Genomic DNA, 26,619 nt, shown 5'->3' on the forward strand with positions numbered 1-26,619 from the left:
GTATGTATGCCGTCATCGTCCAGCCAACCGGCCCTTCTCCCGATATTACGCCCCCGACTACCAATGTGCTTTGGCGCAATACGAGTAGTGGTGAAGTGGCTGTTTGGCGGATGAATGGGTTGACCATTATGTCGGTCGGTTTCCCTGGAAGTACCTCAACCGATTGGAAGATTAGGCAGGTGGGAGATATCAATGGTGATGGTGAAGGAGACATTCTTTGGCGGAACACCGTAAGTGGGGTTGTGGGTATTTGGCTTATCAAGGAGGGGAAAATACACTCATCAGGCTTTCTCGGAGGTGTTTCAGGCGAATGGGTAGTAAAGGGAATTGGGGATGTCAATGGTGATGGCCAAGGGGATGTGATCTGGCGAAATTCGGATAATGGAATGGTGACTGTATGGTTTATGGATGGGCTGTCGATCAACTCAGTTGGATATCTTGGAGGCACTCCCACAGTGTGGGAAATAGAGCAGGTGGGTGATATCAATGGAGATGGCAAGGCCGACCTGGTTTGGCAGAATCGGACGAATGGCACAGTGGCGGTTTGGTTAATGAATGGGTTGACCATTACGTCGGTGGGATTTCCCGCAAGCACTTCGCTGGATTGGGAAATTCAAATTCTTGGAGATGTCAATGGAGACAGTAGGAGGGATGTGATTTGGCGTAATAAGAAAAGTGGCATGGTGTCGGTGTGGCTAATGAACGGGGCGATGACACCTTTGTCAGGTTTTATAGGAGGTATACCCCCCGAATGGGAAATTAAGCAGGTGAGTGATGCGGATGGCGATGGGAAGGGAGACGTGATCTTGCAAAATCGGACGAATGGCAAGGTTGCGGTGTGGCTGATGAATGGGTTGAAAATCAATTCTGTGGGGTTTCCGGGCAGTACCCCGGTGAACTGGGAAATTCAAAAATAGGATGGGTTGTTAAAACATCACAAGTCACGTCAAATTTCAAAGAGTGTCGAAGTATATGCAACAAGAAATGCTTCAGCCCCTGAACTCATAAGGGCGAAACGAATGCTTTCACCAGCGTCTTGCATTTATCGGCAGGCCAGGCTGCTCTAAATTGTAAGGAGAAAAGGCAGAACTATTACACAAGAGTAATGAGCAGTGAGTTCGTTAAATTCAGGGAATTTTCATGCTGATTAGAGCGGACCTCTCCTATTGAGAATTTCCTATGGCTACAGGCAAAGCTTGCTTTCTCTTCCTGCTATGTCCAAATTCTGACTTTGAGTATGAGGTCGTGTTGCTTTGGGCCAACTCCCTTTTCCCTTTAAAGAAGCCTTGAAAATTCTGTAAGTAGTGTTCTGGCCACTTTGAACCCTCCATCTTTCTCTTCTGGTTGGATTTCGAATACGTTCTGTCTATGCTTCGGAAAAGTCAGGGGCAAAGTTGATTGGAGGAAAGAGGGAAGTTCTGAGTTCTCAGGGAATGATGCTCACCAGCAACATGGCGGAAGTCTGGCAGTATTGGGTTTGAAAAGAAGAGGTGTTAATTTGCTGGTTGTGGGCGATTTTGAGGCTGAGAGTTTGCTGGCGATGGTTTAGATGCAAGTAGTCACGCACGTCTTTTTTGAATAACAGCGAAACGTCGTAGATTTGAGGATTGACAGGGGTATTAGAGCGTTGGTTGAGAATATATTGCCCGAGAATGGAAACATCCAGGGAGTCATCCATAGCAAGGTAAGCATACCCAAGTTTGGCGGCAAGCGTGTCAGTACGAAGAGCGGCATATCGATTTAGGTCTCGGGCGAATTCAACTCCCGGTTTAAGAGTCGAAGTTGGGGAAACTCGAAAGCTCGAACCAAGCTTGGCAAAAAAGCGATCGTTTGCCATAGTCCCTCGGGAATTGACTCGCCGAGTAAACCCCCACTGTGGTGTGAGATCGACCGGCTCCAATAAATTCAAGGTGCCACTCATTCTTGTTCCGATTTCTTCTTCCGATCCATTGTCTACAAACTCACTTTGAGAGGTTTTATAATACGAGGACCAATCCCCTTTACCCGCGCCGTGTAGAAACGACAGATTCGCCGAAACGGATTCTGTGGTAATGGCATCGGAGAGAGGGCCCTCAGGTCGAGTAAAGATGTCTGTCTGCCGCCGGGCATACCCAAGGGATAGGCTGGGCCAATTGGGAGGAGCCAGAAGCAAAGAAAATTTTTGCTGGTTAGCGACAGTTTGAGAACGAGACAGATCTCCCTCCACATTACTCGTGAATCGGCTGAGTTCAATTTGGGGAGTCACGAACGGAAGGTTCCATTCCCACGCCAGTTTTCCTCCTACACGATCATTGGGTGTGGTAATGGAAGTGTTCCCGGTTTCTTGCCCGGAGTAGCCATACTGAGCCTGGTACTTCATGCTGCCTGTTGTCCCCTTGAGGACGATTTGAGCTCCCATGCGGTTGGTAAAGGGTGTCGCGGAGTTGTCCGTTTCCCATGGATCTCGATACACCATCTGGATTCCAGCGGTCAGGGCTTCATGAAATAGAGGAATAACATTTGATGCTTCATAAATATTACTGCCACCTTGCCTCGCAAGCGAAGGTATATCTCGAGCGCCCTGAAGGTTGAAAGGTTCACGTTTTTGGGTAAAGTTGAAACGAGTGAGAGAATATTCACCCGTGGATTCATTACAGGGAGTGCTTTGAGAGAAAAAATGGGAAGAACGTCCTAATGAGGAAGAGGTAGGGGAACCACATACATTGGAATGTGAGCCCGTTCGCAGACCTAGGCGATCACCCAGCGGGATCGAATCCGCAGAAAAGGCTGAGCCACTCACGAATGGGAGAAGCAAACTTCCAACAACCAACCAGAGAACAGTCCGCACCATCACCTGCCCCCTTATTTATGATTTTTTCTCCTATTCCTTATCGGTAAGCAACCTAGATGCCGTAGTGCAAAACGGGCAAAAATTTCCTCCATAATTGTTAATTTTTTTCAGAAGAAAAAGAAAAGAGTTGATCTCATTACTAATATTCCCGATGGTAACAATCTCAGGAGCTGGAGGAATTTTCCTATGTGGAAAAATCTTGAGTGAATCTGCGTGATTCCAAGCACAGGTTCCCTGTGCGTTTATAACCACAGAGGAATTGTGGTGAAATAAGAACTAAATAAGGTGTTGGCAGGCAGCCGACCCATCTGAAACTCAGTAACTCCGGTGCCTATTTCTGATGAGCAAGTGTTGAAATAATCGAATATCAGTATCCAAAAGTCACAAAGGATACCCAAAATGATACAAGTGAGGACTGTGGCCATTCACTAGGAATCAGGCCATGTAACGCAATTCAGTGTATTGAGACTAAGGAGTAATCCTATCTTCATGGGAATAAAGATATTTTGCTTAACTAAGAGGCCGATAATTCTTGAACGAAGGGGTGAAAATCTGGAGGTACTAATGAAGCGGGTACTATCTCATTTATTCAGTCTAGGATTGGTGGCACTGTTGATAGAGGGAATGACAGTCATCCATCATGGAAATCTTGCCGCCGAGGAAAGTCAATATGCCAAGGCTACATTTGCAGGAGGTTGCTTCTGGTGCATGGAAGAAGTGTATGAAAAAGTTGATGGCGTGGTATCGGTTGTTTCAGGGTATACGGGAGGGCAGTTGTCCAATCCAACATATGAACAAGTTTCGGCCGGAGGAACGGGTCATACTGAATCCGTTGAAGTGACCTACGATCCTACCAAGGTCACGTATCAACATTTATTGGAGGTGTTTTGGCATAATGTTGATCCTACAACCCCGAATGCCCAGTTCTGTGATCATGGTAATCAATATCGGACCGCAATATTCTACCATGACGAAGGGCAAAAAATGTTAATTGATGAATCCAAAAAGGCGTTAGAAAGTTCAAAGTCCTTTCCCCAACCAATTGTGACCGAGATTGTTCCAGTTTCGGTCTTCTTCTCCGCTGAAGCCTATCATCAGGATTTTTATAAAAAGAATCCGGTCCGCTATAAATTTTATAAATGGAATTGTGGTCGTTCACAGCGTTTGGAAGAGTTATGGGGAAAGTCATAATCTTTTTGTAGTCATCCCGCCCCACCCCCTTTCTGGACATTGTTTTATAGTCTTGGGACTGAAAGGGGGCTAGGCTGCCTTTTGATTCAGGGGACTCTTCGCAAGAGTACTGCCAAAACTCCATGAGACTCCTCCCCCCCCTCGTCGTTTTGTCCTAAAACCACTCTTTAGTTATTTTCTTCTATGGGATAATGGGGAGGAGGTAGAGGGGATGGAAATGTCATTTTCTCGTTGGGCTGTTTGATCGGGGTTCTTCCACCCTCGTCATTGCCACAGAAACGATTCCTGTCCGACATCTTCTGTTGTGGTCTGATATATTCCATCACTGTATGAAGATTTGATTGCATTGTTCCTGCCTAAGCATTGCATCTATGAAAAACTCTTTCAGTAATCCAGGATCGAAAAAAATATATCTCTTTACCCGTGTGGGCCGGATGATGTTTGTGTTGAGGTGGGTGGGAGTGGTGGTTTCTCTGTCTATTTTGGGTTGTCAGATGAAAGAGATACAAACAACATTTAAGGATGAATGTGGGATTCTTCGTTCCAACGTTGATTGGTCTAATCGGATTAAGGTGTTGAATCTCTTAAGTCTGGCCTTTTCCCAAAAATGCGATGCCGCAGTCATTGAGTACACGGAACAAGCCCAATCTGGTTTTCGCGATAAGACTTTTTCTTTTTCTCGGGAAATGGCCGGGGTTTTTTTATCAGATGGGGTACTTACGGAGTATGTATTGGAATCATATGAACGGGCGTATTTAAGTGTTTTGTTTGCTGCGAGTTATCTGAGGTCGGGACATGTTGAGGAGGCCAAAGTGGAATTACGGCGATTGGACCATGAACTATTCGCCCCGTTGTATAATTTTGGGGAAGACCCCGTCAATCTTGTGCTTTCCGCTGTGCTATGGGAAGTCCTGGGTGAACCAGGAGATGCCAGAACCGATTGGTTCAGGCTGGCGGAGCCCACCAGTTCTTTTCTTCTGCATGTACCTCCTGCTCTTCAATCGTTTGCCCAAAAGCAGGTGATCAGGCTGGATCAGGGTGCTCGTCCGACCACCCGGTGGGAGGTCTATGGGATTGGTCGCTTTCCTGAGGTCGATTGGGATTTCAAATTGTTTGGCGCTCCGAATGGATACTTTGTGATTCAACCCAAGCCGCCTTTTCAGGGGTTGTGTGTTTCTGAAACGGGCCTACGTCTTTCAACGGAAAGTTGGTTTGCAAAAATCGCGCACAGGCATGACCATGCTTACCACCCTCTTTTGAACATTCAGAGTTGGATTCGTTTGCCTGTCGGCGTGGTTTATGGATTAGTGCCCTTTTCTCTGGGGGTCGGTGTGGCTATTGGTGGCTGTGCGGGTGCAGCGTCACTTGGAGGAAGAGGCAGCGATGATTTGTGTGCCTTGTCCATTCTGGGTGGCGCGCAGTTAATGCAAGTTGCTCCCACAGTGTTTCAGAATACCGTACGTCCGGATTTGCGTCATTGGGAACTTCTCCCTGAAGCGATTGTTGTCACTCAGGAGTCCGCTTTGGGATCTGAGCCCTGTGATAGTCATCAGGCGAGGTTGCACCATTTGGTGACTCGTGCTCCTGCCCTCCTTTAAGTTTTTAGAAATTGGAATTTTCTTCAGAACCCTTTCATTCAGACGGGATTGCCTCCTTCCGGGTTAGTGGTCCATGCCAGTCCAAGTAAAATGGATAAGGGCGAGATTTATTTAATTGGTCATGAGGCATACGGAAATTTTGAGAGCCAATGGTCCAAAGGAAAATTGCCCCCGAATGAATTGGTTACTAGGGATTTTATCCAATTAGATACAATGTGTATCGAAAAGGGAGAATGGAGAAATAGCCAAGGATAAGGTGACAGATCGGCAAAGAAGAATCCGCGTTGGATATTCCCTAGGTTTTTTCTTCGCCCCCCGTGTATGTCATACTGCATTATCATGGGAATAGGTCTTGCTTTATGAAAGGAATAGGTTATGACATACACACCATCGGAGGATGCTCGACTGTTTCCTTTTAGGCGAATCGGATCAATTGGGTCTCTTAGACTTGTCCTGACACTGTTGGTGATGGGGGTCATGATGATGGGGGGCAGCAAGGGATGTGCAGAGGCTAAGCCTCCGGAAGCCCTGGCTCCTGCCCCACAAAGTATTTCTGTTTATGCTCTTTCCCGCGGGAAAGGGGTACCTGATCAGGCCAGGGAAGTGCTAGCCCAATCTCGCACCCTTCTCAAGTCTGCCCAGGAACGCGGGGAGGTCCGGCGGATGGTTGAGCAACGTATTGGCATAGAAGGAGAGACCAGGCTCTGCGCGGAATTTTCTGATACGGAATCGGCTCATTCAATGATTGAACAAATTCAGCTATTAGGTCAGGGAGTGGATTTGATCAACGTAAAAGTTGAGCCGTGTTCCCCATGACCAAATTCTATACCCCACGAATTTGTTTTGCGGTATATGCCATCTAATGGTTTCCCAGGCTCCCGTGTTAATCAGCAGGGAGGTTCATCATTACATTCAAAGGAGCTGAATTATGAAAAGTTATCGATGGTATTTCACGCGGGCATTCATGGCGGTAGGAATGGTCATCGGATTTGCCGCCTGTTCACAACTCCATACAACTCGCCTGCCAGTGGTTGACAATGGGCCAAAAAATTCACCAGACCAGGGCAAACAAATTTTGTCGGATAACGCAAAACAAAAACGGGACGAGTGGAACATCAAACCCTTTGAGGAGTTTAAAGCCCAGACGTATAAAGAACCATTTGAAGGCGGGAAATATATTGTGAATGGAGATACACCGATTCTCAATGAAAAACTCCTACAGGAATTTTTTGAAACCAGGATAAAGGAGTCGATCAACTCTCGCGAAGGGGTTCGAACGAAATTAACCGTTCATCAAGTCAATGGTCAGGACGCAGTTTGGAATTCAGTAGAAAAACGACAACTGACCTACTGTGTCAGTAAAACTTTTGGCGCGAATTATGAGAAGATGAAATCCGACATAGAGGCGGCCGGCAATGCATGGGAGGCGGTGGCTGCGGTTGATTTCATTTATGTAGGGGGAGAGGATGACTCTTGCACGGCGTCTAACCAGAATGTGGTTTTTGATGTGCGCCCGGTTAACGTGAATGGCCAATACCTGGCCCGAGCCTTTTTCCCCAATGAACCACGCTCCTCACGAAATGTCTTGGTGGATAATAGTTCATTTCAATTGGATCCAAATGGCAAGCTATCGTTACAAGGAATATTGCGGCATGAATTAGGACATACGCTTGGGTTCCGGCATGAACATACCCGCCCGGATTCGGGTGCGTGTTTCGAAGATAATAATTGGCGGCCGTTAACCAGTTACGATGCCTTCTCGGTCATGCATTATCCGCAATGTAACGGCAAAGGGGATTGGGCGTTGACCCTGACCAACATCGATAATAATGGGTCAGCGTGTTTGTATGGCCCTGCGCAGGGATTCACCATTGATGCCTCGATTTGTCAGGGGCCCGACGAACCGTCGGGGCCCATAGCCTGCGGACCCAAAACGGAAACTGTTGTCGGACAAAGTGTGGCCAAGAATGCAGAGCAAATCTATGGTCCCTTTGGGGTGGTTCCGGGAACATTAGTGGAAGTGGTTATGCATGGAGAGGCAAACCCTGGTGATCCAGATCTCTATGTTCGGTTCAATCAGGATCCGACAACGACTGCTTATGATTGCCGTCCCTATCTGTCGGGTGCGGAAGAAAAGTGCGTCCTGGATGTGCCAACCAACGGGACTGCGGTTCATGTTAAGGTGCGGGGATATTCAGCCGCGCATTTCAATCTTACCGTGACTCATACGCCAGCACATTAATAGCGCACTCAATTTGATTTAGGGCAGAGAGGCTTTTGTCTCCCTGCCCTGATTCTGTTGAAAATCTAGATTGACCAGGCTTCTAGGAAATTGATGAGGAAATGAACTGTGTTAGGGGTGGGACTGAGCACAGCGGAAACCGATGTTCGCAGAACGTTCTTCTGGAAAGGCCCCTCCTCGAGTCGCTGCACGCAACATAACGGGCCGGCTTTTCCATGAGCCCCCGCGCACAACCTTATAGCGCCCCATTTTAGGACCAGGCGGATTCTTTTCTGGCATGATGGGGTAATAATCTGGTCCCAGCCAATCATTAACCCATTCCGCGATATTGCCAGCCAAATGCAATACTTTATAAATACTTTGGCCATCCTCGAAGCTATCCACGGCAGCAACCAGAGGAATTTCATGGACGTGGTATTGCCCGAATACGGCTAAGTCCGCTGTCGGGTCCATCTCACCCCAAGGAAAGATGCGGGCAGATTCCCCTCTTGCGGCTTTCTCCCATTCAGCTTCCGACGGCAGTCTCTTGTTATGATGTTCGCAAAATGCATTGGCTTCCTCCCATGTGATGTAGAGGGCCGGCCATGAAGCGAGTGCCTGATCCGGGATGAAATGCACGCTATGGAGGTGCCAAATGAGTTCCCGTAATTCCTGAGAGACCTGCCTGTTGGTTGTGAGTAGAAATGCCAAGTATTCGCCTAAGTTGACTTCATAGCGATCCATGGAAAATCCATCTACCCAAATGGGACGTTGAGGAAATTCTGTGTCATCATAATGCATTTCAAGGCTATGGCGAATATCGTCTCGACGATTGGTTCCCATCAAAAACATCCCTTCTGGAATCGGAACTTGTGGAGAGGGTTTGGCCAAGTCGGCGATATGTGCAATATGCTCATCAACTTCGTCGGGAGGTGGGTGAGTCTCTCCAATTGCCAAACAGGACAGTCCAAAGAGAAGCCCTATGGCAAGGAAGGCAATCAAAAAACGATAATGGGAGAGTCGAACTGCTGTGACCGGCAGGAAGAATATGTGGAGCATGTTTCTTGTCGTTTCTGAGGACAGAAAGGAAGTCAGTCTACGTGAAGGGCACTTTGGGAGCAAGCCGACAATAGCCGGGGATGCAATAGGATGATAAAGTTTGGGGGATGATAAGATTCAGAATTCCCCTGTTAGCAGGGTTAGGGCAATCAGAGATCCGGGCAATGACCACAGCTCATCCTTGTGGAGGGAAGCAATGTAGTGAACTGCAGGCGTGAGATACGAGCATGACAGAAATTGCGATGGGAGAGGCCAAGGCATCAGTCGTATAGGAATCAATACCCCAGGCATTTTGATGGCTTGGCAATATGGCGAAAGTCGTCCGCACGTCGGCATCAAGGCTCGCGACAATCCCGTAAATCAAGTATTTATAAACGAACATTATTGTTAATTGGGTTGTTAATAGTCCGCTTACATGTTCCTGCATGACCTTTATTAAATCCTGATGATGGGGTCATTGTATTTGGGCTGTATTATGGCGATCACCTGAGTACATTTCAGGCATCCGCCATTGCGCCCCGGTTGATTTTTTAAAGTCAGGAGTGAGAGTTGCAGATTTTATGAGGAGTAAAAGAAGCGTTGACTGATCGAATCATAGCCTTAGTCGTCAATAATCGCGGCAATCCATCCGGCAAAGTTTGAACTGGGTAAGACGTGGAGAGTCTTGTGGTCTTCGCCAAATAGTAAAACTTGCTGATTTTTACGGACGAGATCCTATCGAGGATGCCTGTTGGAGCGGGGAAAAATAAAGTGACCATTGTTGTATTTGCGAGGAAAACATGAACAACGATATTTTCAATTCTGGTTCTGGCATGAAGAGGCGTGTCTGGTTGAAAATGTTCTGTGCCCTACTCATGGTAAGTACCCTTTCCGCATGCACAGGAGACAGGTATCAGCAACAGGCGGATGTCATTAAAGGCCATGTGGAAATGTTCTATGGCCATTTGCAATCCCATCAGCCTGCCCAGGCTGTGGCAGATAATGAACAGATCGAGGAACTGGCGCTAAGAAGTGAAGAGCGCTTGCTCCGTCGTGTGGGCCAGATGAGGCAGGGTGAGAGAACGCAGGAATGGAAAATTATCAAAACAGCAAAAGAGACAGCTGCGGAGAATTGGTTAGCCTTGGCCCGTTACTTTTCGGAATCCCAACGGTACAACAAAGCCCTGGGTACCTACCAACGGATTATTGAAACCTACCAAGGCTTGGCCTACCAATTATATGTCGATCGTGCGAAAATGGGAATGCAAGATGTGGAAGCCATCCTGGATTCCGGAACTCGGCCTGTTGGGCCTGCAAGGTAGCCTTCCCTAATACTGAGAATTTTTTAAATTTCCCTTAATGTATAGAGTAACTCCTGCTGTGGAATAGACAGGTTTTCTTATAATGTATTTACTAAATGTTTTTATGTAGCATGAAAATAGATGGGTGTTTCTGGGAAGACAAAGGATGGTGCAGATTTATTGTGCATAAAAACTTTCTCCTTCTAGTGGTGGGCACCAAGCCTTTACGATTTGAATATTCTCAATTGTACAAGGGGAAAAACTGGTGCAATATACTTGAGGAGCCACAGCAGTCATATGTGACCCCACTTTGGAATCAGATGCAAGCCCCTCAGGCCACGGAGCGATACCAAAGGCCCACTCTCCTTCCAGGCTTCTCGTGTCTTCATAATACACGTTAAAGCCAATGTACCCTCTCCCAGATGTTGTACAATAAACATTGTAGGGCGGTAATTGAATGTCCACATGGAAAATGTAGCCATCTTCCACCCAGGAATTCCCAAACTCGATATGTAGTTCATTTGCCGAGACTGAGTTTACCAGGCTCAGGGAACAGAAAAGGACCAGAAAAACGACATTCCTCAGGGATAAAGACTTCAATGATAGGGAGGTCTTTCTGTAAAAAAAATAAATTGATGATAAGGCGCCTATATTCATTAGGAAATCCCCTCACTTTCGTATAAATGGATAAGACAGAACAGATTCATTTCATCTGACTCATGGCCTGTTTGTCAGTTTTACCTACTATACCGGTCATTTTTCGGATACCGTCAATACAGCAAAGGAAGGGGAGGGAGGGGTCGGTTATTTTTTTACAAACGTGCGAGAGGGAAAGTGAAAGTGAAAGTTGTATAGATTAAAGGTAGGAGGGAAGATCTGGTCAGATCCCCATCGAAAAGAGATTAGGATTTTCTCCAAAATGTTGCAAAGCTTTTGAGGTGATTTGTCGGCCTCGGGCCGTTCGATCCAGATATCCGGATTGAAGTAGAAAAGGTTCGTACACATCTTCTATGGTGGATTTTTCTTCTTGGATCGCTGCAGCCAAGGCGTCGATGCCAACCGGTCCCCCTTTGAATTTTTTAATTATGGTCAATAGTATTTTGCGGTCCATTTCATCAAAGCCCGCATGGTCGACGCCTAGCCATTGTAAAGCTTCCTGTGCGACCGATCTCGTGATACGTCCTTGGGCTTTGACTTCCGCGAAGTCACGCACACGCTTGATTAACCGATTAGCAATACGGGGAGTCCCACGAGCCCGGCAGGAAATTTCCCCTGCCCCCTCATCATCAATGTGGACGCCGAGCAGTCTAGCGGAACGCACAATGATGACCTGCAGCTCTTCAGGTAAATAATAATCCAATCGATAAACTAGTCCAAAGCGTTCTCGCAGAGGAGAGGTGAGTGAGCCCGCTCGTGTGGTGGCTCCAATGAGTGTAAAAGGCGGGAGATCTAATTTCATGGTGCGCAGTGAGGGGCCCTGTCCAATCACCAAATCGATTTGGTAGTCCTCCATGGCGGGATATAAGACCTCTTCGGCTGCTGGCGGTAATCGATGAATTTCATCGATAAACAGAACATCCCGTGGTTGAAGATTAGCCAAAATGGCGGCTAGGTCTCCCGCATGGGTGAGCACCAGCCCGGAGGTAGAACGAATCGTGCCTCCCATTTCTTTGGCGATGATGTGAGCGATGGTGGTTTTACCCAATCCCGGAGGCCCATAGAAAATGGCATGGTCTAAGGCTTCTCCTCTTCCCGTCGCCGCGTCAATACAGACCCGAAGCGATTCTTTCATCCGCTCCTGCCCGATATATTCCGTTAAGCGTTGAGGCCTAAGAGTCCCCTCAAGGCCTTGCTCTTCTTCTATGAGATGGGTGGTAAGAATTCGGTCGTCCATAAAGGGAATCAGTCTAAACAGAAAAATTAAAAGAACGGCATTCTTGACGACGTTGGGAAAACAGAAGAGGGAGGACGAATTCCTCCTTTGGGAAATGACTTAAAAATTGAAAGCAGATTGAGACTTAGGAAGTGAGATGAAACTGCAGCCCCCAACAGGGTTCCTAGAATCCTGAAAATAGATCCTGACAGCCAAGACAGAATTCAACATTTACTTGCCGTTCAAGGAAATTCACGAGAAACCCTTGCTTTTCATACAAGAGTTTGGCGCCCATTAGTGTTTCATTGGGGAAATCCTCTGGTCCCAGCAGGTCACGGATTTCTTTTGTGGATTTGGCCCCGAGGATGTGTCGGAAAATCCCACGGACTTTATGGGCAAACCGATTGTTTATAAAAATTAAATCTACTTTCCCGTCCGTGATACGGACTCCTGCCATTGCACCAGTTGGATTTTCCTTGTCCCAAAGAAGAATAAAGGTACCTTCTTGCTCTGCCCGAACGCCAGAAATCCTTGCTTCCACGAGGGCTTCAACGGCGATAGCTTCAGCATCTCCGAGTTTTACGCGGAATAGGGAAATGTCTCCGGCATCCACATCCTTGGCATCCTCAATGCTGTTTCGGGTGAGTTCGTATTTGGCGGCCCATGCTGGTGGAGCAAGCGAAAAAAGACTCGTCAGAATAATAGTGGCAGTCAAGATACATGCTGTTTTCAGATTCTTCATGAAATTCCTCATCAAGGGAAATGAAAGTAAGGTTGGGGAAAAGAATACGATTCCGTCTATTCAAAATAGATACATAAAGCCTGCCAGATTGTATCCGACCTTTTGTGTAAGGGTCAATTCCATTGTTCAAAGAGAAGCCACAGTCAAGGGGATTCGTATGATATACTCGCCTCCCATGAACAACTCAATCGTGATTAGGGGCGCTCGTCAACATAACCTCAAGAATCTCGACCTGGAGTTTCCTCGGGATCAGTTGGTGGTAATTACGGGCCTAAGTGGATCAGGTAAGTCGTCTTTGGCATTTGACACGATTTATGCTGAAGGCCAGCGGCGATACGTCGAATCACTCTCCGCCTATGCCAGGCAATTCCTTGACCAAATGACGAAACCTGATGTGGATTCCATTGAAGGGCTTTCACCTGCCATTTCCATCGAACAAAAGACGACAAGTCAAAATCCCCGTTCCACGGTGGGGACGGTGACAGAGATCTATGATTATTTTCGTCTGTTGTTTGCCAGAATCGGCCAGCCCTTTTGCTACCTCTGTGGGAATGCCATTGCAGCGCAAACGGTCCAACAAATGGTGGATGCCATTCACGGGCTTCCTCTAGGCACAAAAATCCATATTCTGGCACCCATTGTGCGAGGACGCAAAGGCGAATATCGCAAAGAATTATTGGCAGCTCGCAAGGCCGGATTTGTTCGGGCTCGCATTGATGGAGCCATTCGGGATCTCGGGGAGTCTATTCATTTACATAAACAACGTAAACATACAATAGAGATTGTGATTGATCGACTCATCGTCAAGTCAGAGCCCGGGGTGTCGCGTCGTTTGGCAGATTCGGTAGAAACGGCCCTCAAGTTGGCGCACGGCCTCGTTGGGGTGCTGACAGAAGATGATCAAGTCCGTGTCTATAGCGAACACCTGGCATGTATTCAGTGTGGTGTCAGCTATTCAGAAATTTCCCCAAGAATTTTTTCATTTAACAGTCCCCATGGTGCTTGTGATGGATGCGATGGGATTGGGTATGAAGCTTCAACTCATTCGGATTGGGAGGAATGGACCTTCGATACCCCATGTGAGAAGTGTGGCGGAGGCCGACTGAAGAAGGAAAGCCTTGCCATAAAAATTGGAGGGCAGTCTATTGCTGAACTGACGCATCTGTCTGTGCGGAATACCTTGGCATTTATGAATGCGTTGAACCTCACTGATCGCGAACAGATGATTGGGGAGCGAGTGCTGAAAGAGATTCGGGAGAGGCTGGAGTTTTTACTCAACGTCGGATTGGGCTACCTCACGTTAGATCGTCCCTCTGCCACTTTGTCCGGAGGGGAAGGGCAACGGATTCGATTGGCTACGCAAATCGGATCGGGATTGGTAGGCGTGTTGTATATTCTGGATGAACCCAGTATCGGGTTGCATCAGCGGGATCACCGACGGTTACTCAAAACGTTGTTACGATTGCGTGATATGGGGAATACTGTCGTGGTGGTGGAGCACGACGCCGAGACCATGCGCGCTGCCGATTATGTATTGGATTTAGGGCCAGGAGCTGGCGTGGAGGGTGGAGAATTAGTCGCCCATGGATCTCCCGCGGTGGTAATGGCTCACCCCACCTCGCTGACCGGCCAATATCTAAATGGGAATCGCCGGGTGTCCTTGCCTCATCGTGCACGGCTCGCCAAAGGATTTTTGACCGTCGTGGGCGCGGAAAAGCACAATCTTCGGGATCTGACCGTAAATTTTCCATTGGGCCTCCTGACCTGTGTCACCGGGGTGTCAGGGTCAGGGAAAAGCACTTTGGTCGTAGATGTGTTGTTCCGGTCGCTGGGACAGGGTTTTTCCCAGAAGAAGCCGGTGTTTGAGGGATGCCGGGAAATACGTGGGCTTGATCAGCTGGATAAACTTATTGATATTGATCAGTCCCCGATTGGACGGACCCCGCGTTCGAATCCCGCCACCTATACCGGCCTCTTTAGTTTTATTCGTGATCTGTTCGCGCAATTACCGGAGTCTCGAGTGCGAGGCTACAAGCCAGGCCGCTACAGTTTCAATGTCAAGGGTGGGCGATGCGAGGCTTGTCAGGGTGATGGCCTCATAAAAATTGAAATGCATTTTCTCCCAGATATTTATGTAACCTGTGAGGCCTGTAATGGCCAACGGTACAATCGCGAAACCTTGGATGTGACCTACAGGGGGCGAACGATCGCAGATGTCTTAAACATGACCGTGGCTGAAGCCCTGGAGTTTTTCGTGAACATTCCGCCACTGCGGATTCGACTGCAAACTTTATCAGATGTGGGTCTGCATTACATTAAACTCGGGCAATCGGCGACCACTTTGTCCGGGGGAGAAGCCCAGCGGGTCAAGCTTTCTAAGGAGCTCTCGAAACGACCCACTGGTCGTACGCTCTATATTCTGGATGAACCGACGACGGGACTACATTTTGTAGATATTCAACGGTTGTTGGATGTGCTTGACCGGTTAGTGGAGACGGGGAATACGGTCCTCGTGATTGAGCATAATGTGGATGTGATTCAGAACGCGGATTGGGTCATTGATTTGGGGCCGGAAGGTGGAGATCAAGGAGGATGTGTGGTGGCGGAGGGTACTCCGCAAGCCGTGATGAAAGTCAAGGAATCGTGGACAGGGCAGGTGTTACTAGAAGATTCTAAAAGCCGAGCTTGCTGAAAAAGTCTAGGATTTTTTCTTGTAAATATTCAGCCCGATTTTTTCTTCTCGATCGGGAATCGAAACATTGCCTTCGGTTGAGGCAATGATCGTCGTTTTCCCAGATGAAGAAGGACCAAAATCCTTCGACAGGTCTACCGTAATAGTTAGCATAGTTCCATTGACAGTCAATTCCACATTTTTCATGGTTGAATCCTCTCTAGAAGTGCAGATCAAACAGGTTCAAGGGTATTGGCAGAAAAGCTGCCCTATTCTCACAGGCCCGCAAGGACCAAGAGTGTTCCTGCTCCTATTATATAGGGAACAGCACAGGTATAGAAGACCGATTCAGAGGGAGAATATTTCCATGTGGAAGTAGGAGGTAAAGACTGGTTCTTATAAATGAATTCATAGGAAAAAATAAGCATACCAATGGTCAGGACAAACACCCGACTGGTTCGAGGCCACGTGTAGAGACCGACGAAGAGATAGCTGGCAGTATGAAAGCCACTAAATGCGCAGAGGATGGGAGCCAGAAAAAAATGGAGAAATGATGCCGAGAGTCGAGGAGAACCCATAGCAGGTCGGGTTGAATGCCCTGGATGTTCCATTATTTGACTTCGGCAGGCACCGAAGGCGTGGACATGGCAGGTTGGGTGAAAGTCTGCTGGTCTGCACAAGTTTTGCACACACGCGGGCGTCTTTTCAGATAGGAGACCTTCCCGCTGGCCAGACAACTATAATGGACGAAATGTTCACAAATGCTGCAACGAGACCATCCTCCGCGGAGCATGGTAAGGTTCCGGTATAGGCCTTCGTGACACACCCCACACATTTCGGGTTCAATGCCCAACAACAGGGGTTCCCAATCTCCGGCTCGGTTTCGAATGCTCATGGCAGAAAAGTATACTGAGTAATTCAGGTGAAAACAATGAAGAATTTTTTTTGGAACCGTTTACTGAGCTAATGCTCCCAAGTTATAGACACATCATTTGACACTCCAAAAATCCATTTGATAGGGTCACGAACTATTTTTTCTATCCTTCCACAGCCTCTATTCGTTCCTTTGTGAACATTCAAGCCTACTTAGACCAGCAGCGCCAACGGGTTGACCAGTTTCTGGAGCGGAGCGTCCCCCTGCTTTCGGTCCATCCTCAACGACTGTATGAATCCATGCGATATAGCCTTCTGGGTGGAGGTAAACGCATTCGTCCGATTTTGACCATTGCCACTGCCCAAGCCCTGGGATATGACCGCGATGCCATGTTGCCGTTCGCCGCTTCCTTGGAGTTCGTTCATACGTATTCTCTTATTCATGATGATCTCCCGGCGATGGATAACGATGACTATCGGCGAGGCCGATTAACCAACCACAAAGTTTTTGGTGATGGTATGGCGATATTGGCAGGAGATGCATTGTTGACCATGGCGTTTGAGTTATGCAGTCAAGTTGATGGCACAGAGGCTTTTTCTGCTGCTCAGCAGTTAGACATTGTGCGGGAACTGGCACATGGTTCTGGGCATCAGGGAATGGTGGGGGGGCAGGTAATGGATATTCAGGCCGAAAACCAGGAGATTGACTTACCTCACCTCCAGCAAATCCACACCTGTAAAACGGGACGTCTGATTCGCGCTGCAGTGCGGATCGGCGGTATTATTGGTGAGGCCAAGACACAGCAAATGCAGTGCCTAACGGACTATTCAGAGGATATTGGGCTGGCTTTTCAGATTGCCGATGATGTGTTGGATATGGTGGGGACACGGGAGGAATTGGGAAAGGACGCAGGGACTGATGAAAGAAGAGGGAAGCAGACCTATCCCTCTTTTTTTGGGGTTGAAGGTGCCAGGCAACTGGGAGAGGAGTGTGTCCAGCGGGCGATAACCCGATTAGATGCCTTTGATAAGCAGGCCGACCCCCTACGAGACATTGCCACCTATATAATGGCGCGACGGTCTTGAAGCGACTTTAGGTTTTTCCCCAACCCTTCTCATTTACAACAGTTTTGTCGGTGTAGGTCATGTTGGGTTGCTATTAAACTCCTTGGCAACACCCGAATTTTATGAAAGTACTCATTACAGGTTCTTCCGGCTTCATTGGGGCTGCGGTGACACGGGCAGTTGTTGCGAAAGGCGATGAGGTCCGTGTCCTGGTTCGACCCACCAGCAATCTGAAAAATCTTGAAGGGTTACCAGTCGAAACCGTTTATGGGGATTTGCAGGATTACTTGTCCCTCAAGAAAGCCGTTGCCGGCTGCGAAGGGCTCTATCACGTGGCGGCGCATTATGCGTTGTGGGATCAAAACCCTTCTGTTTTTTATGCCATCAATGTCGAAGGGACCAAAAATTTGTTTCGTGCCGCAAGTGAGGCAGGTGTTCAACGAATCGTCTACACGAGTACGATTGGTGCGATCGGGTTGCCCGATCAAGGGGGCCTTGGGAATGAAACGCTCTTTCCAACGTTGGCCCAACTGGCAGGGGATTATAAGAGATCTAAGTTTTTGGCGGAGCAAGAAGTCCTCCGCATGGCTCAAGAAGGGTTGCCTGTGGTTATTGTCAATCCAACGGCCCCAGTGGGAGAACGGGACGTCAAGCCCACTCCAACCGGCCAAATTATTGTGGATTTTATGCGTGGTCGAATGTTGGCATATATAGAAACCGGGATGAATTTGGTGGATGTTGAGGATGTGGCCATCGGGCATATCCGGGCGATGGAGTGCGGTCGAGTTGGGGAGCGGTATATTCTGGGCAATCAGAATCTTACACTGAAAGAAGTGTGTCAAATACTCAGTCGACTAACCGGAATGCCTGCTCCACGCCTTCGATTGCCTTGGAGGCTGGTGCTTCCCCTAGCGCATCTAAATCAATGGATTGCCAATTTGGTGACCCATCGTTCACCAAGAATTCCTTTGGAAGGGGTGCGGATGGCCAAATATCACATGCATTATGATTGCACGAAAGCACGCCAGGAGTTGGCTCTTCCCCAAACGTCCGTGGAAACGGCTTTGAATAAGGCGGTAGAGTGGTTTCGCCAACATGGATATGCCTGACTCCCCTTCTCAAGTCTGAGCCATTTCCCATCGACAAATCTAAGCTTTGGAATACGTTTATCCTTTGGAATACGTTTATCTTCTCGCAAACACGTTCATACTCAGGCCCTATGTCTTTGTCTTTTTAGGGATCTCCCTATATAGCGGGCAACAACTTTTAGGATGGCGGCGGGCCGTCAGATTCTTTGGCCTCACGTGGGCAATTGCTTTTATTTGTGAATATGCCTCGACCCGGATCGGGATCCCCTTTGGCGATTATTTTTATACGGGTTCAACTCAGGACCATGAGTTGTATCTTTCCAATATCCCGTTCATGGACTCCATCTCATTCTCATTTTTATTATATGCCAGTTACTGCCTGGCTCTCATTTTCGTGTTACCCCCTGCAAAAGGGGTGGACCAACAGGGATGGCTATTCGATCCGGAATTAAGAAACTCATGGCCTGTTGTGGGATTAACGGTGGTGTTATTTACCTTTTCGGATGTGGTGATCGATCCAGTAGCCCTTCAGGGTGAACGATGGTTTCTGGGAAATATTTACGGTTACCACCAGGAGGGGATTTATTTTGGTGTTCCCCTCGCGAATTTTGCGGGATGGGCCGTGGTCGGATTTCTCTCCCTTCTCGGCTTCCGCTTGATGGAGCGGGGCACAAATGCCACAGACCCCATTCCCCGAATGGTAGTGAAATGGGAATTGATACTAGGAATTGGCCTTTATTACGGTGTCCTGGCCTTTAACTTGGGGATGACCTTCTGGATTGGTGAAATGCTGATGGGTATCGTGGGAAGCTTTATTTTTGTACCCCTGACTGCGGTTCTTCTTAATACTTTGTGGCGAGGATTGTTCGCTTACAGAGTCAAGGAATCTTCAGAATGAATCCCCTGTCCCAAAGAGGTGTTCCCTACTATTGGTGGCCACGGCTTGAGGCCACGACCGCAGGGCCGGTATGATGCAGCCATGAAGGGTTTTCTTATTCGTTGCGGGATCACGGGGTTTGCGGTTTTGTTGGCAAGCCAGATTATCCCAGGCATTGAAATCACGGGGGTTGCGTCGGGGATCGCGGCAGTGATTATCCTCGCCTTTCTTAATGCCATCATCCGCCCCGTGCTTTATCTGCTTTCAGCTCCATTTATTTTCGTTACGTTGGGGCTGTTCATGCTTCTCATCAATGGATTTCTCCTTTATCTAGTCTCAATCCTGGTCAAGGGATTCATTATCTCAGGATTTTGGCCAGCGGTGGGTGGCGCGCTCATTATTAGTTTGGTCAGTGGAGTATTAAATCTCTGGATTTCCGAGCAAGGCCGAATCGAAATTGTCACTCATCCTTCATCCGGTCGAAAAATTCGCCATATTAATTAACGGGACAACCACTTGGAAGTTCCATTCTGGCGTTGATGAGAGATTTAGGAATATATAGAGGGTTTGGGAAAGAACCTTTTCCCCTTAACCATCGGCATATCCCACACTGTCATTGTGCGAAAATATTCTGAGAGGAAACGCATGCATGTCCAATCGTCTTGAACCCACACTAGCAGCCAAGCAACAAAGTACCCTTCAAAAGATTCTGACCTCTGTGGTTAATGAGGTCGGGATGGAAGCGGTCTTAGTTGCGATTATGACTCATGATGGTGGACCATTAGTCGAGCAGGTTTCCCGGGGGTTTTCTCCAAGGGAAGTCCGCGCGATTCTTCGTGCGCTTTCAATGGAGGATTTGAAAAGTGTCGCTGTCCGTAACGGGGGTGGCGGGGAGTTGGAGAGCGTACTCAGAGTTCGCATGGTCACTCCTGGGAGCAAGGTCGCGTTAGTCCTACCGCTAAAGTTTGGGGGCCGGGTATATGGCACGCTGGTGCTGGCCAGGAGAGAAAACTCCGCACTGACCAAAAGGGAAAAGACGACTCTCTCAACCAATGTCTCGCATATTTCTACAGAATTAAAGAAAGCGGGGCTATTTGGTTCTTCACTGATTTTGAGTAAGCCATTCGTGGGTAATGAACCTGTGTCATTGGCTGTGGAAGAGGGTCATGCCACGGTGGCTCGAACCTATTCAACTGCGGAGGTTCAAGAGCGGATAGGGAGTATTTTGACAGAAGACGTGGAGGGGGGCCTGTCTTTTGATCGTGGGTGGGTCAGCATTTATGACCCTCTTGCCGCGACGCTGGAAGTGTTGGGTGTATTCGGAACCCAGAAACGGGATGTGACCCCGGGGCAGCTTCTCTCTCTAGATGATTCGGCGTCCGGGTGGTCTGTTCGCCATCGAAAGCCTCGCTGTGACAATAATCTGGCTTCGACCCAAGGGCGGTTTCATGACTATAAGCAGCTGTATCGTGATCGCTTCGCGTCGACAATCGTCGTTCCTTTTTACGTCAGGGGACGAGTGGCGGGTACCGTCACGTTAGCGTCAAAAACTCCTAATAATTTTGATCAAACTGGGAGCGATTCCAAAAGTCTCGATGCCATTACGACCAAATTGGTGGAATTGTTTGAAGACCCATCGTGTCACCTTTCCGTCATGGATGTTGCCCCGGTTCAACCGGAAAAACCTGTACTCAAGGGGCAGGTGATTGTTGCTCCACCGGAGGGAGGGGATGTGCGTAAGGAAGAGCGACGTGCCGCACTGCATGAAGTGAGTTCGTTTTTGGCCACAGAAATTCGTGAACCTATCGGGTTTATCAGGGCTCAACTAGAAGAAATTACGACTGACGCCGACCTAGATTTCGATTCGCAAACCCGGGTGGAAAGTGCCATGCGGGATATGATTCGTATTGAAACCGTGTTGAATGAAATTCTAGATTTTGCCAAACCCTTGGAACTTGACCGAAAGATGTGCCGGGTTCAGGATCTATTGGATAAGGCTTTTTCATTGGTGTCGACGGACATTCGTGTAAATCGCATTGAGGTTATCAAAAAGGTGCCGGCTCGGTTGGCCCAAGTCCGGTGGGATGAAGTGAAAATGCAACATGTATTCCTGTGTATTTTCAAAAATGCCATTGAAGCCATGTCTCCGGGAGGTCATTTACGGGTGGAAGTCATGCTCACCCGGGCTCGAAAACCGGAACTTCAGATAATTATTGCCAATGATGGAGTGCCCATTCCAGCCGAGTTTGTGGATAAGGTGTTTGAACCCTATTTCACCACAAAGCGATCAGGGACCGGGTTGGGTTTGGCAACCGTGAAAAAAGTCGTTGAAGAGCACCAGGGGCAGATTAGTATCGCTAGTGAGCCGGATAAGGGAACGACCGTCACTATTCTCATGCCAGCCCCACGACCGAGAACTCCGTATCGGCCTCGCCGTCCGGTTTAATGGAAAAAGTAAGTCCCTGAGCGACGGCATTTCGCAAATTTTTCCATTTTTGTTGAGTAAACTTGACTCTACCGGCCAATCTGAATAAGATCGCCTTTTCTATCTGAATAAATTAGGGCATGTACATATCCAGACCATTTTCTATTGTTAACCAGTCATAACCAACAAAGGAGCGGTCTTATGAAAGGGATTGGAATTTTTCTTGGAACGGTGGGTGCTAGCACCTTCGCCCTATCAATGGCCTTTGCCAATCCAGGGTTGTTACCAGCTCACCCGGGGTATCCGGCTGCTGGGAAGTCTCCAGTGACGGGTCAAGCTACCGCCAATGATCCTGGTCAAACGAATGCAGGAGGAGAAACGAGTCTGTTGTCTTCTCAAGGATTTGGCAGCAAAGCTGCTATGAATGATGTTAATGATCCAAATCGGGCTCGGATCCAAAAGTCGGCTGGTGCCGGTCGTTTGCCTGAAGTTGAAGGCCCGATCAACAAAATTACTCCGAATCCAGCTGGGGCTAAATCGACTGTAATTAAGTAATTTACTTTTTGTCGGTTTGAATACTTAGGAAAAGGGTGCCAGCAATGGCACCCTTTTTTTGTATGGCCACTTTCCCTCGCATAATTTTTATGACCTATCTACTCCTCATTCCATGATTCTTTTAATTCTGACCATCAACAAATTAGCCTGGACATGCCTTGAACCGGATTGATACGGAACTTGGCAACGCCTTGAAGGGCAAGATTCGAACGCAAGGGCCAATAACCTTCAGGGACTTTATGGCTGCGGCCTTATATGATGAAAATATGGGGTTTTATGCAAAGGCACCCAAAATTGGGAGTCCTGATGGGCCGTTTGACACCAATGCAAGATTTCCGGCCTTTGGATATGCCATTGCCAAAGCCATCACGTATGCAGAGAAGGCGGTAGATGTTCCCCTACGGGTCTTGGAATTAGGTGGAGGAACAGGTCAGTTAGGGAGCAATATAATGGCTTGTCTTGAAAACGATCGTGAATACGTAGTTCTAGAACCAAGCCAAGGGTTGCGAGCCAACCAACAGCAAAGAGGATTGCAGGCCATCCAAAATATTGAATCTTTACCCCCAAAACCGACATTTGTATTCGGAAATGAAGTGCTTGATGCATTGCCCGTTCATCGTGTGATGGGAATGGGACATGAGGAAGTTTTGGAATTGTATGTGGACCTGGATGAGGATGGAGAGTTTTGTGAGCAACCGAGGCCTCTTTCAACCATGGCTTTAGCAGAGCGGTTGAGTGGCGAGAGGGTGCAGCTTGGGCGAGGGCAAGTCGCAGAAATTTGTCTGGAGTTGAAACCATTCCTTAAAAGCATATGGAAAGTTGTGGATCCAGGGTATGTGATTTTTATCGATTATGGCGATTGTGCGAAAAATTTATATTCACATCGACATAGAAACGGGACTCTTCGTTCTTACTATCACCAGAAACAAATATACGACCAGTTTTTTGCTGTGGGCCAACAAGATTTGACGGCTGATGTGGATTATACCGCTGCTTGTTTCCTTGCAGAAGAGGTCGGTTTTGAAGTGGATGGGCTTATCCCGCAAGGAAGATGGCTGCGCAATCTTGGAATTCTGGATTATAAAGGCTCAGCAGGTGATAGGGAATCTGATCAAGAAGAGATTGATGTGCTCACTGGGCCTACTAGCTTGGGGAGTACCTTTGACGTTCTCATATTCAAAACCAAGGGTCTTTCTAATGGACCAGGCCTACAACCAGCCTCATGAGGGCTCATGAGGGATCCTGTCAAAAATTCCACTAGCCCGCCAAATCTCACCATATTTTTGATTGAACTGACATAGGTCGATAAATGCGGAGAGCAAAGTCAAAAAATATATTTTTCAAGAAGAGCCGGATGCCTGAATTATAGTCAATATTTCTATGACCCACAAAATGTGTGTTTGCTCTTTTTTTTTATCACAAAATATTGTAGACTCCAAAAATTCATTCGATTGTCCAGTGTTCTCCATTCATTTTCCGCATTCATTCACACCTAATTAGTTGGTGCTTTTCGAGATATCACGTGATGCGTGGCACGCGTGATGCAATGACTCACCCGTTGAGAAGAGTGGGAAGCAGGAGGCTTTCAAAGGAGGTAGAGTTATGACGTGTGTACGATGTAATGGGCTGATGGTGGTTGATGATTGTCTGGACATTAAGGGAGCAATGGGGGAACTGTGGATTAAAGCGTATCGATGTATTATGTGCGGGAACCTGATGGACCCCGTCATTAATCATCATCGCACTGATGGTCCTGTTCAGGCCCAGGTAATTCCATTTCGGAAGCGGCTGCGGAGAGCTCCACGGACTCCTGTTGCTCGGTTGACGGCCTGAAAAGCTTAAAAGACCCGTTGTGTTCTGGGAAGGACCACGCTCCCAGGGACCGATTGATTCATGGTTCAGGATGAGGTTCGAATGCTGCGTTGCGGCGAGGACCTATCAATCTAATAGATTAATTTCCTGGTTCTTCTGACGTTTCTGAAGCGGGTTCCTTTAGAGGTAAACATTCCTGGCCATACGGCTTTGGCATGGTACATTCCTCGACCTATTACCATACTATCACCTGCGACTATTCCGGCGTGATTGCTTGAGGTTACCTGACAAGTCCTCCTTGAATTATTGACTGAGCATGTCCGAGGGGATGGGGGAGAAATCTCCACGACGGCATTCAGCCCTGCATCCCCGGTATCCTGCATGAGCATTCCAATCTAGTCCGTAACTACCATTTTTATCCTGCTGGATTGAAATGGTGGAACATTCCTTTCCCAACCTTGATACACTAAGAGGGTTCCATTAGTCTCCGAATGATCGGAGGAGGCAGGGGTGCATAGTTTTTTTAAGATCTGATCTTGGAGTGTTTTGGCAATTTCCTTCCGGTTCCCGACCACAACATCGATGCCCTAAATAAAAGGATTCTTTTCGTTCGTGAACAGTGACCATCTCTTTTTCCTGGGCCTAATGGGAATCATGTTGGTGTTCTTTATCTGGGAACGATGGCGTTACGACTTGGTCGCCCTCAGTGCATTGCTTCTCTCAACACTTTTGGGGTTCGTTCCTTCCGAAGAGGCATTTCTAGGATTTGGTCATCCTGCGGTCGTCACCGTGGCGGCTGTGTTGATTATCAGTCGTGGGTTGAGTAATGCCGGAGCCGTGGAAATTCTCACGCGCTATGTCAATGTTGCCACGTCTTCTTCCCCGTCCATCCATGTGGCTGTTTTATCTTCTCTGGGTGGATTGATTTCAACCGTCATGAATAATGTCGGTGCCCTGGCATTACTGATGCCAGTGGCTATTCAGTCGTCCGTCGAGGCCAAGCGTTCTCCGGCCGTAGTATTAATGCCCCTGGCTTTTGGAACGATTTTGGGTGGAATGGTTACGCTTATTGGAACACCTCCCAATATCATCGTGGCCCATTATCGGGCAGAGGTGGCCGGGGAGCCATTTGGAATGTTCGATTTCACGCCGGTGGGAGGAATCATGGCGCTGGTGGGAATTCTCTTTGTGGCGTTAGTGGGTTGGCGCTTTATTCCCATTGCCCGACGATCTCAAAATGCGCCACAGGACCTGTTTTCTATACAGGAATATTTAACAGAAGTTGAAGTGCCGGAAAATTCAAAGGCAATAGGAAAGTCTTTGTCAGAACTGGAAATGGCCACTGAGGATTCCGACGCCTTAATTATTGGATTGGTGCGAGGTGACCAATCTATTCGGGGGGCGGCTTGGAGGGAACACATTCAGGTCGGCGATGTCCTCGTCCTGGAGGCGGGACCACAAGGCATTAATAAGTTTGTGTCCACATTGGGTTTGAAGTTAACGGGGACCCAGCCAAAGGAAGAAATTCAGGATTCTAAAAAAGCGCCACCCGCAAAAAGGGATGAAGATATGTTATTGGAGGCCGTGGTGCCTCCGGATCGTTCCTGGTTGGTTGGGCGGCTGGCGGGGTCTCTCAAGTTGCGAAGCCGGTTCGGGATTAACTTGTTAGGGGCCTCTCGTCAAGGTACACCTTACCGTGGGCGGCTGAGGGAATTTCGGTTTAAAGCGGGGGATGTGCTTCTGCTGCAGGGAGAAAAGGAAAGGGTTTTGGAAGTGATTGGCCAGCTCGGATGTCTCCCTTTGGCAGAACGGGGACTTCAATTAGGAAAGCCGGGACAGGCGTGGCTGGCAGGCGGGCTATTCGCTCTTGCATTGGGCAGCGCCATGTCCGGATTGGCGTCACTCCCCATTGCCTTAATCTGTTCGGCCTTAGGAATGGTGCTTCTCAACATTGTTTCACCGAGGGATGTGTATCAATCCGTGGATTGGCCGGTCCTAGTATTGTTGGGGGCCATGATTCCTATTGGGCAAGCGTTGGAACGGAGTGGAGCAACGACCGTGTTAGCTCAATTCTTGGTCAATATGATGGAGGGGTTTCCCCCAATTATGCTCTTAGGCATCATCATGGTATTAACGATGACGTTATCAGATGTCATGAATAATGCCGCGACGGCGGTCGTGATGGCACCATTGAGCGTGGCGGTGGCGCAGAATCTTGGGGTGAATACCGATCCCTTTCTCATGGCAGTGGCGATTGGAGCCTCTTGTGCCTTTTTGACTCCAATTGGCCATCAAAATAATTTGTTGGTTATGGGGCCAGGGGGGTATCGATTTGGGGACTACTGGCGTATGGGGTTGCCTTTGGAACTCTTAATCCTCCTGGTCTCAATTCCCCTACTTGTCTTTATGTGGCCCTTAACGGGGCAAAGTTAACGCATCTTTGAATAGGGACGAGAAGA

At 48.1% G+C, this 26,619-nt stretch carries 21 protein-coding genes; 16 read left to right on the plus strand and 5 right to left on the minus strand.

The annotated features are described in order from the left end of the window. The coding region (locus PJI16_00005; protein MDT3775941.1) for a VCBS repeat-containing protein at positions 1-917 on the plus strand (917 nt) is incomplete at its 5' end. A 509-nt stretch (positions 918-1,426) separates the two neighbouring features. On the opposite strand, the gene PJI16_00010 is transcribed toward PJI16_00005, so the two are convergent. Next, positions 1,427-2,830 carry a hypothetical protein gene (locus PJI16_00010; protein ID MDT3775942.1) on the minus strand — a complete coding sequence of 468 codons (1,404 nt, stop codon included), beginning with the start codon at positions 2,828-2,830 and terminating at the stop codon, positions 1,427-1,429. A 624-nt stretch (positions 2,831-3,454) separates the two neighbouring features. On the opposite strand from PJI16_00010, the gene msrA reads away from it, so the two are divergent. The 4 genes from msrA to PJI16_00030 all read left to right on the plus strand — a co-directional run bounded on the left by msrA (position 3,455) and on the right by PJI16_00030 (position 7,861). Next, the gene (gene msrA, locus PJI16_00015; protein ID MDT3775943.1) at positions 3,455-4,021 is read left to right on the plus strand and encodes a peptide-methionine (S)-S-oxide reductase MsrA; all 567 of its coding nucleotides are present in this window, start codon (positions 3,455-3,457) and stop codon (positions 4,019-4,021) included. Positions 4,022-4,392: 371 nt separating this feature from the next. Further along, entirely contained in the window at positions 4,393-5,619 is a 1,227-nt protein-coding gene (locus tag PJI16_00020) for a hypothetical protein (protein MDT3775944.1), read from the plus strand. A 375-nt stretch (positions 5,620-5,994) separates the two neighbouring features. After that, positions 5,995-6,435 carry a hypothetical protein gene (locus PJI16_00025; GenBank protein MDT3775945.1) on the plus strand — a complete coding sequence of 147 codons (441 nt, stop codon included), beginning with the start codon at positions 5,995-5,997 and terminating at the stop codon, positions 6,433-6,435. 112 nt (positions 6,436-6,547) lie between these two features. Continuing rightward, positions 6,548-7,861 carry a matrixin family metalloprotease gene (locus PJI16_00030; protein MDT3775946.1) on the plus strand — a complete coding sequence of 438 codons (1,314 nt, stop codon included), beginning with the start codon at positions 6,548-6,550 and terminating at the stop codon, positions 7,859-7,861. 111 nt (positions 7,862-7,972) lie between these two features. On the opposite strand, the gene PJI16_00035 is transcribed toward PJI16_00030, so the two are convergent. Next, positions 7,973-8,899 carry an SUMF1/EgtB/PvdO family nonheme iron enzyme gene (locus PJI16_00035; protein ID MDT3775947.1) on the minus strand — a complete coding sequence of 309 codons (927 nt, stop codon included), beginning with the start codon at positions 8,897-8,899 and terminating at the stop codon, positions 7,973-7,975. 779 nt (positions 8,900-9,678) lie between these two features. Between PJI16_00035 and PJI16_00040 the strand changes: the two genes are divergently transcribed. Further along, positions 9,679-10,200 carry a hypothetical protein gene (locus PJI16_00040; GenBank protein MDT3775948.1) on the plus strand — a complete coding sequence of 174 codons (522 nt, stop codon included), beginning with the start codon at positions 9,679-9,681 and terminating at the stop codon, positions 10,198-10,200. 859 nt (positions 10,201-11,059) lie between these two features. Here the strand turns inward: PJI16_00040 and ruvB are convergent. Both ruvB and PJI16_00050 read right to left on the minus strand, forming a co-directional pair. Beyond that, entirely contained in the window at positions 11,060-12,073 is a 1,014-nt protein-coding gene (ruvB, locus tag PJI16_00045) for a Holliday junction branch migration DNA helicase RuvB (protein ID MDT3775949.1), read from the minus strand. A 163-nt stretch (positions 12,074-12,236) separates the two neighbouring features. Then, on the minus strand, positions 12,237-12,794 hold the full coding sequence (locus PJI16_00050) for a hypothetical protein (GenBank protein ID MDT3775950.1): 558 nt from the start codon (positions 12,792-12,794) through the stop codon (positions 12,237-12,239). Between the two features lie 175 nt (positions 12,795-12,969). Here PJI16_00050 and uvrA point away from each other — a divergent pair, with 175 nt between their 5' ends. Next, positions 12,970-15,486 carry an excinuclease ABC subunit UvrA gene (gene uvrA, locus PJI16_00055; GenBank protein MDT3775951.1) on the plus strand — a complete coding sequence of 839 codons (2,517 nt, stop codon included), beginning with the start codon at positions 12,970-12,972 and terminating at the stop codon, positions 15,484-15,486. Between the two features lie 6 nt (positions 15,487-15,492). Here uvrA and PJI16_00060 read toward each other — a convergent pair whose 3' ends face one another. Further along, positions 15,493-15,672: a hypothetical protein gene (locus PJI16_00060; protein ID MDT3775952.1), complete on the minus strand. Its 180-nt coding sequence runs from the start codon at positions 15,670-15,672 to the stop codon at positions 15,493-15,495. Between the two features lie 861 nt (positions 15,673-16,533). Between PJI16_00060 and PJI16_00065 the strand changes: the two genes are divergently transcribed. The 9 genes from PJI16_00065 (at position 16,534) to PJI16_00105 (ending at position 26,593) form a co-directional block, all read left to right on the plus strand. Beyond that, the gene (locus PJI16_00065) at positions 16,534-17,424 is read left to right on the plus strand and encodes a polyprenyl synthetase family protein (GenBank protein MDT3775953.1); all 891 of its coding nucleotides are present in this window, start codon (positions 16,534-16,536) and stop codon (positions 17,422-17,424) included. 101 nt (positions 17,425-17,525) lie between these two features. After that, positions 17,526-18,512: an NAD-dependent epimerase/dehydratase family protein gene (locus tag PJI16_00070; GenBank protein ID MDT3775954.1), complete on the plus strand. Its 987-nt coding sequence runs from the start codon at positions 17,526-17,528 to the stop codon at positions 18,510-18,512. A gap of 64 nt (positions 18,513-18,576) precedes the next feature. After that, positions 18,577-19,389, plus strand: coding sequence for a carotenoid biosynthesis protein (locus tag PJI16_00075; protein MDT3775955.1), 813 nt, complete (start codon positions 18,577-18,579; stop codon positions 19,387-19,389). An 81-nt stretch (positions 19,390-19,470) separates the two neighbouring features. Further along, complete coding sequence (locus PJI16_00080; protein MDT3775956.1) at positions 19,471-19,872, plus strand: phage holin family protein; 402 nt, start codon at positions 19,471-19,473, stop codon at positions 19,870-19,872. Positions 19,873-20,017: 145 nt separating this feature from the next. Further along, positions 20,018-21,814 (plus strand): ATP-binding protein, encoded by a 1,797-nt coding sequence (locus tag PJI16_00085; GenBank protein ID MDT3775957.1) that lies wholly within the window; start codon positions 20,018-20,020, stop codon positions 21,812-21,814. 180 nt (positions 21,815-21,994) lie between these two features. Next, on the plus strand, positions 21,995-22,348 hold the full coding sequence (locus tag PJI16_00090; GenBank protein MDT3775958.1) for a hypothetical protein: 354 nt from the start codon (positions 21,995-21,997) through the stop codon (positions 22,346-22,348). A 158-nt stretch (positions 22,349-22,506) separates the two neighbouring features. Continuing rightward, positions 22,507-23,574, plus strand: coding sequence for an SAM-dependent methyltransferase (locus PJI16_00095; protein ID MDT3775959.1), 1,068 nt, complete (start codon positions 22,507-22,509; stop codon positions 23,572-23,574). 376 nt (positions 23,575-23,950) lie between these two features. Further along, positions 23,951-24,181: a hypothetical protein gene (locus PJI16_00100; protein MDT3775960.1), complete on the plus strand. Its 231-nt coding sequence runs from the start codon at positions 23,951-23,953 to the stop codon at positions 24,179-24,181. Positions 24,182-24,772: 591 nt separating this feature from the next. Beyond that, complete coding sequence (locus PJI16_00105; GenBank protein MDT3775961.1) at positions 24,773-26,593, plus strand: SLC13 family permease; 1,821 nt, start codon at positions 24,773-24,775, stop codon at positions 26,591-26,593. The last annotated feature ends 26 nt before the right edge of the window (positions 26,594-26,619 follow it).

It is taken from the genome of Nitrospira sp. MA-1, from assembly GCA_032139905.1.
Lineage (GTDB): Bacteria > Nitrospirota > Nitrospiria > Nitrospirales > UBA8639 > Nitrospira_E.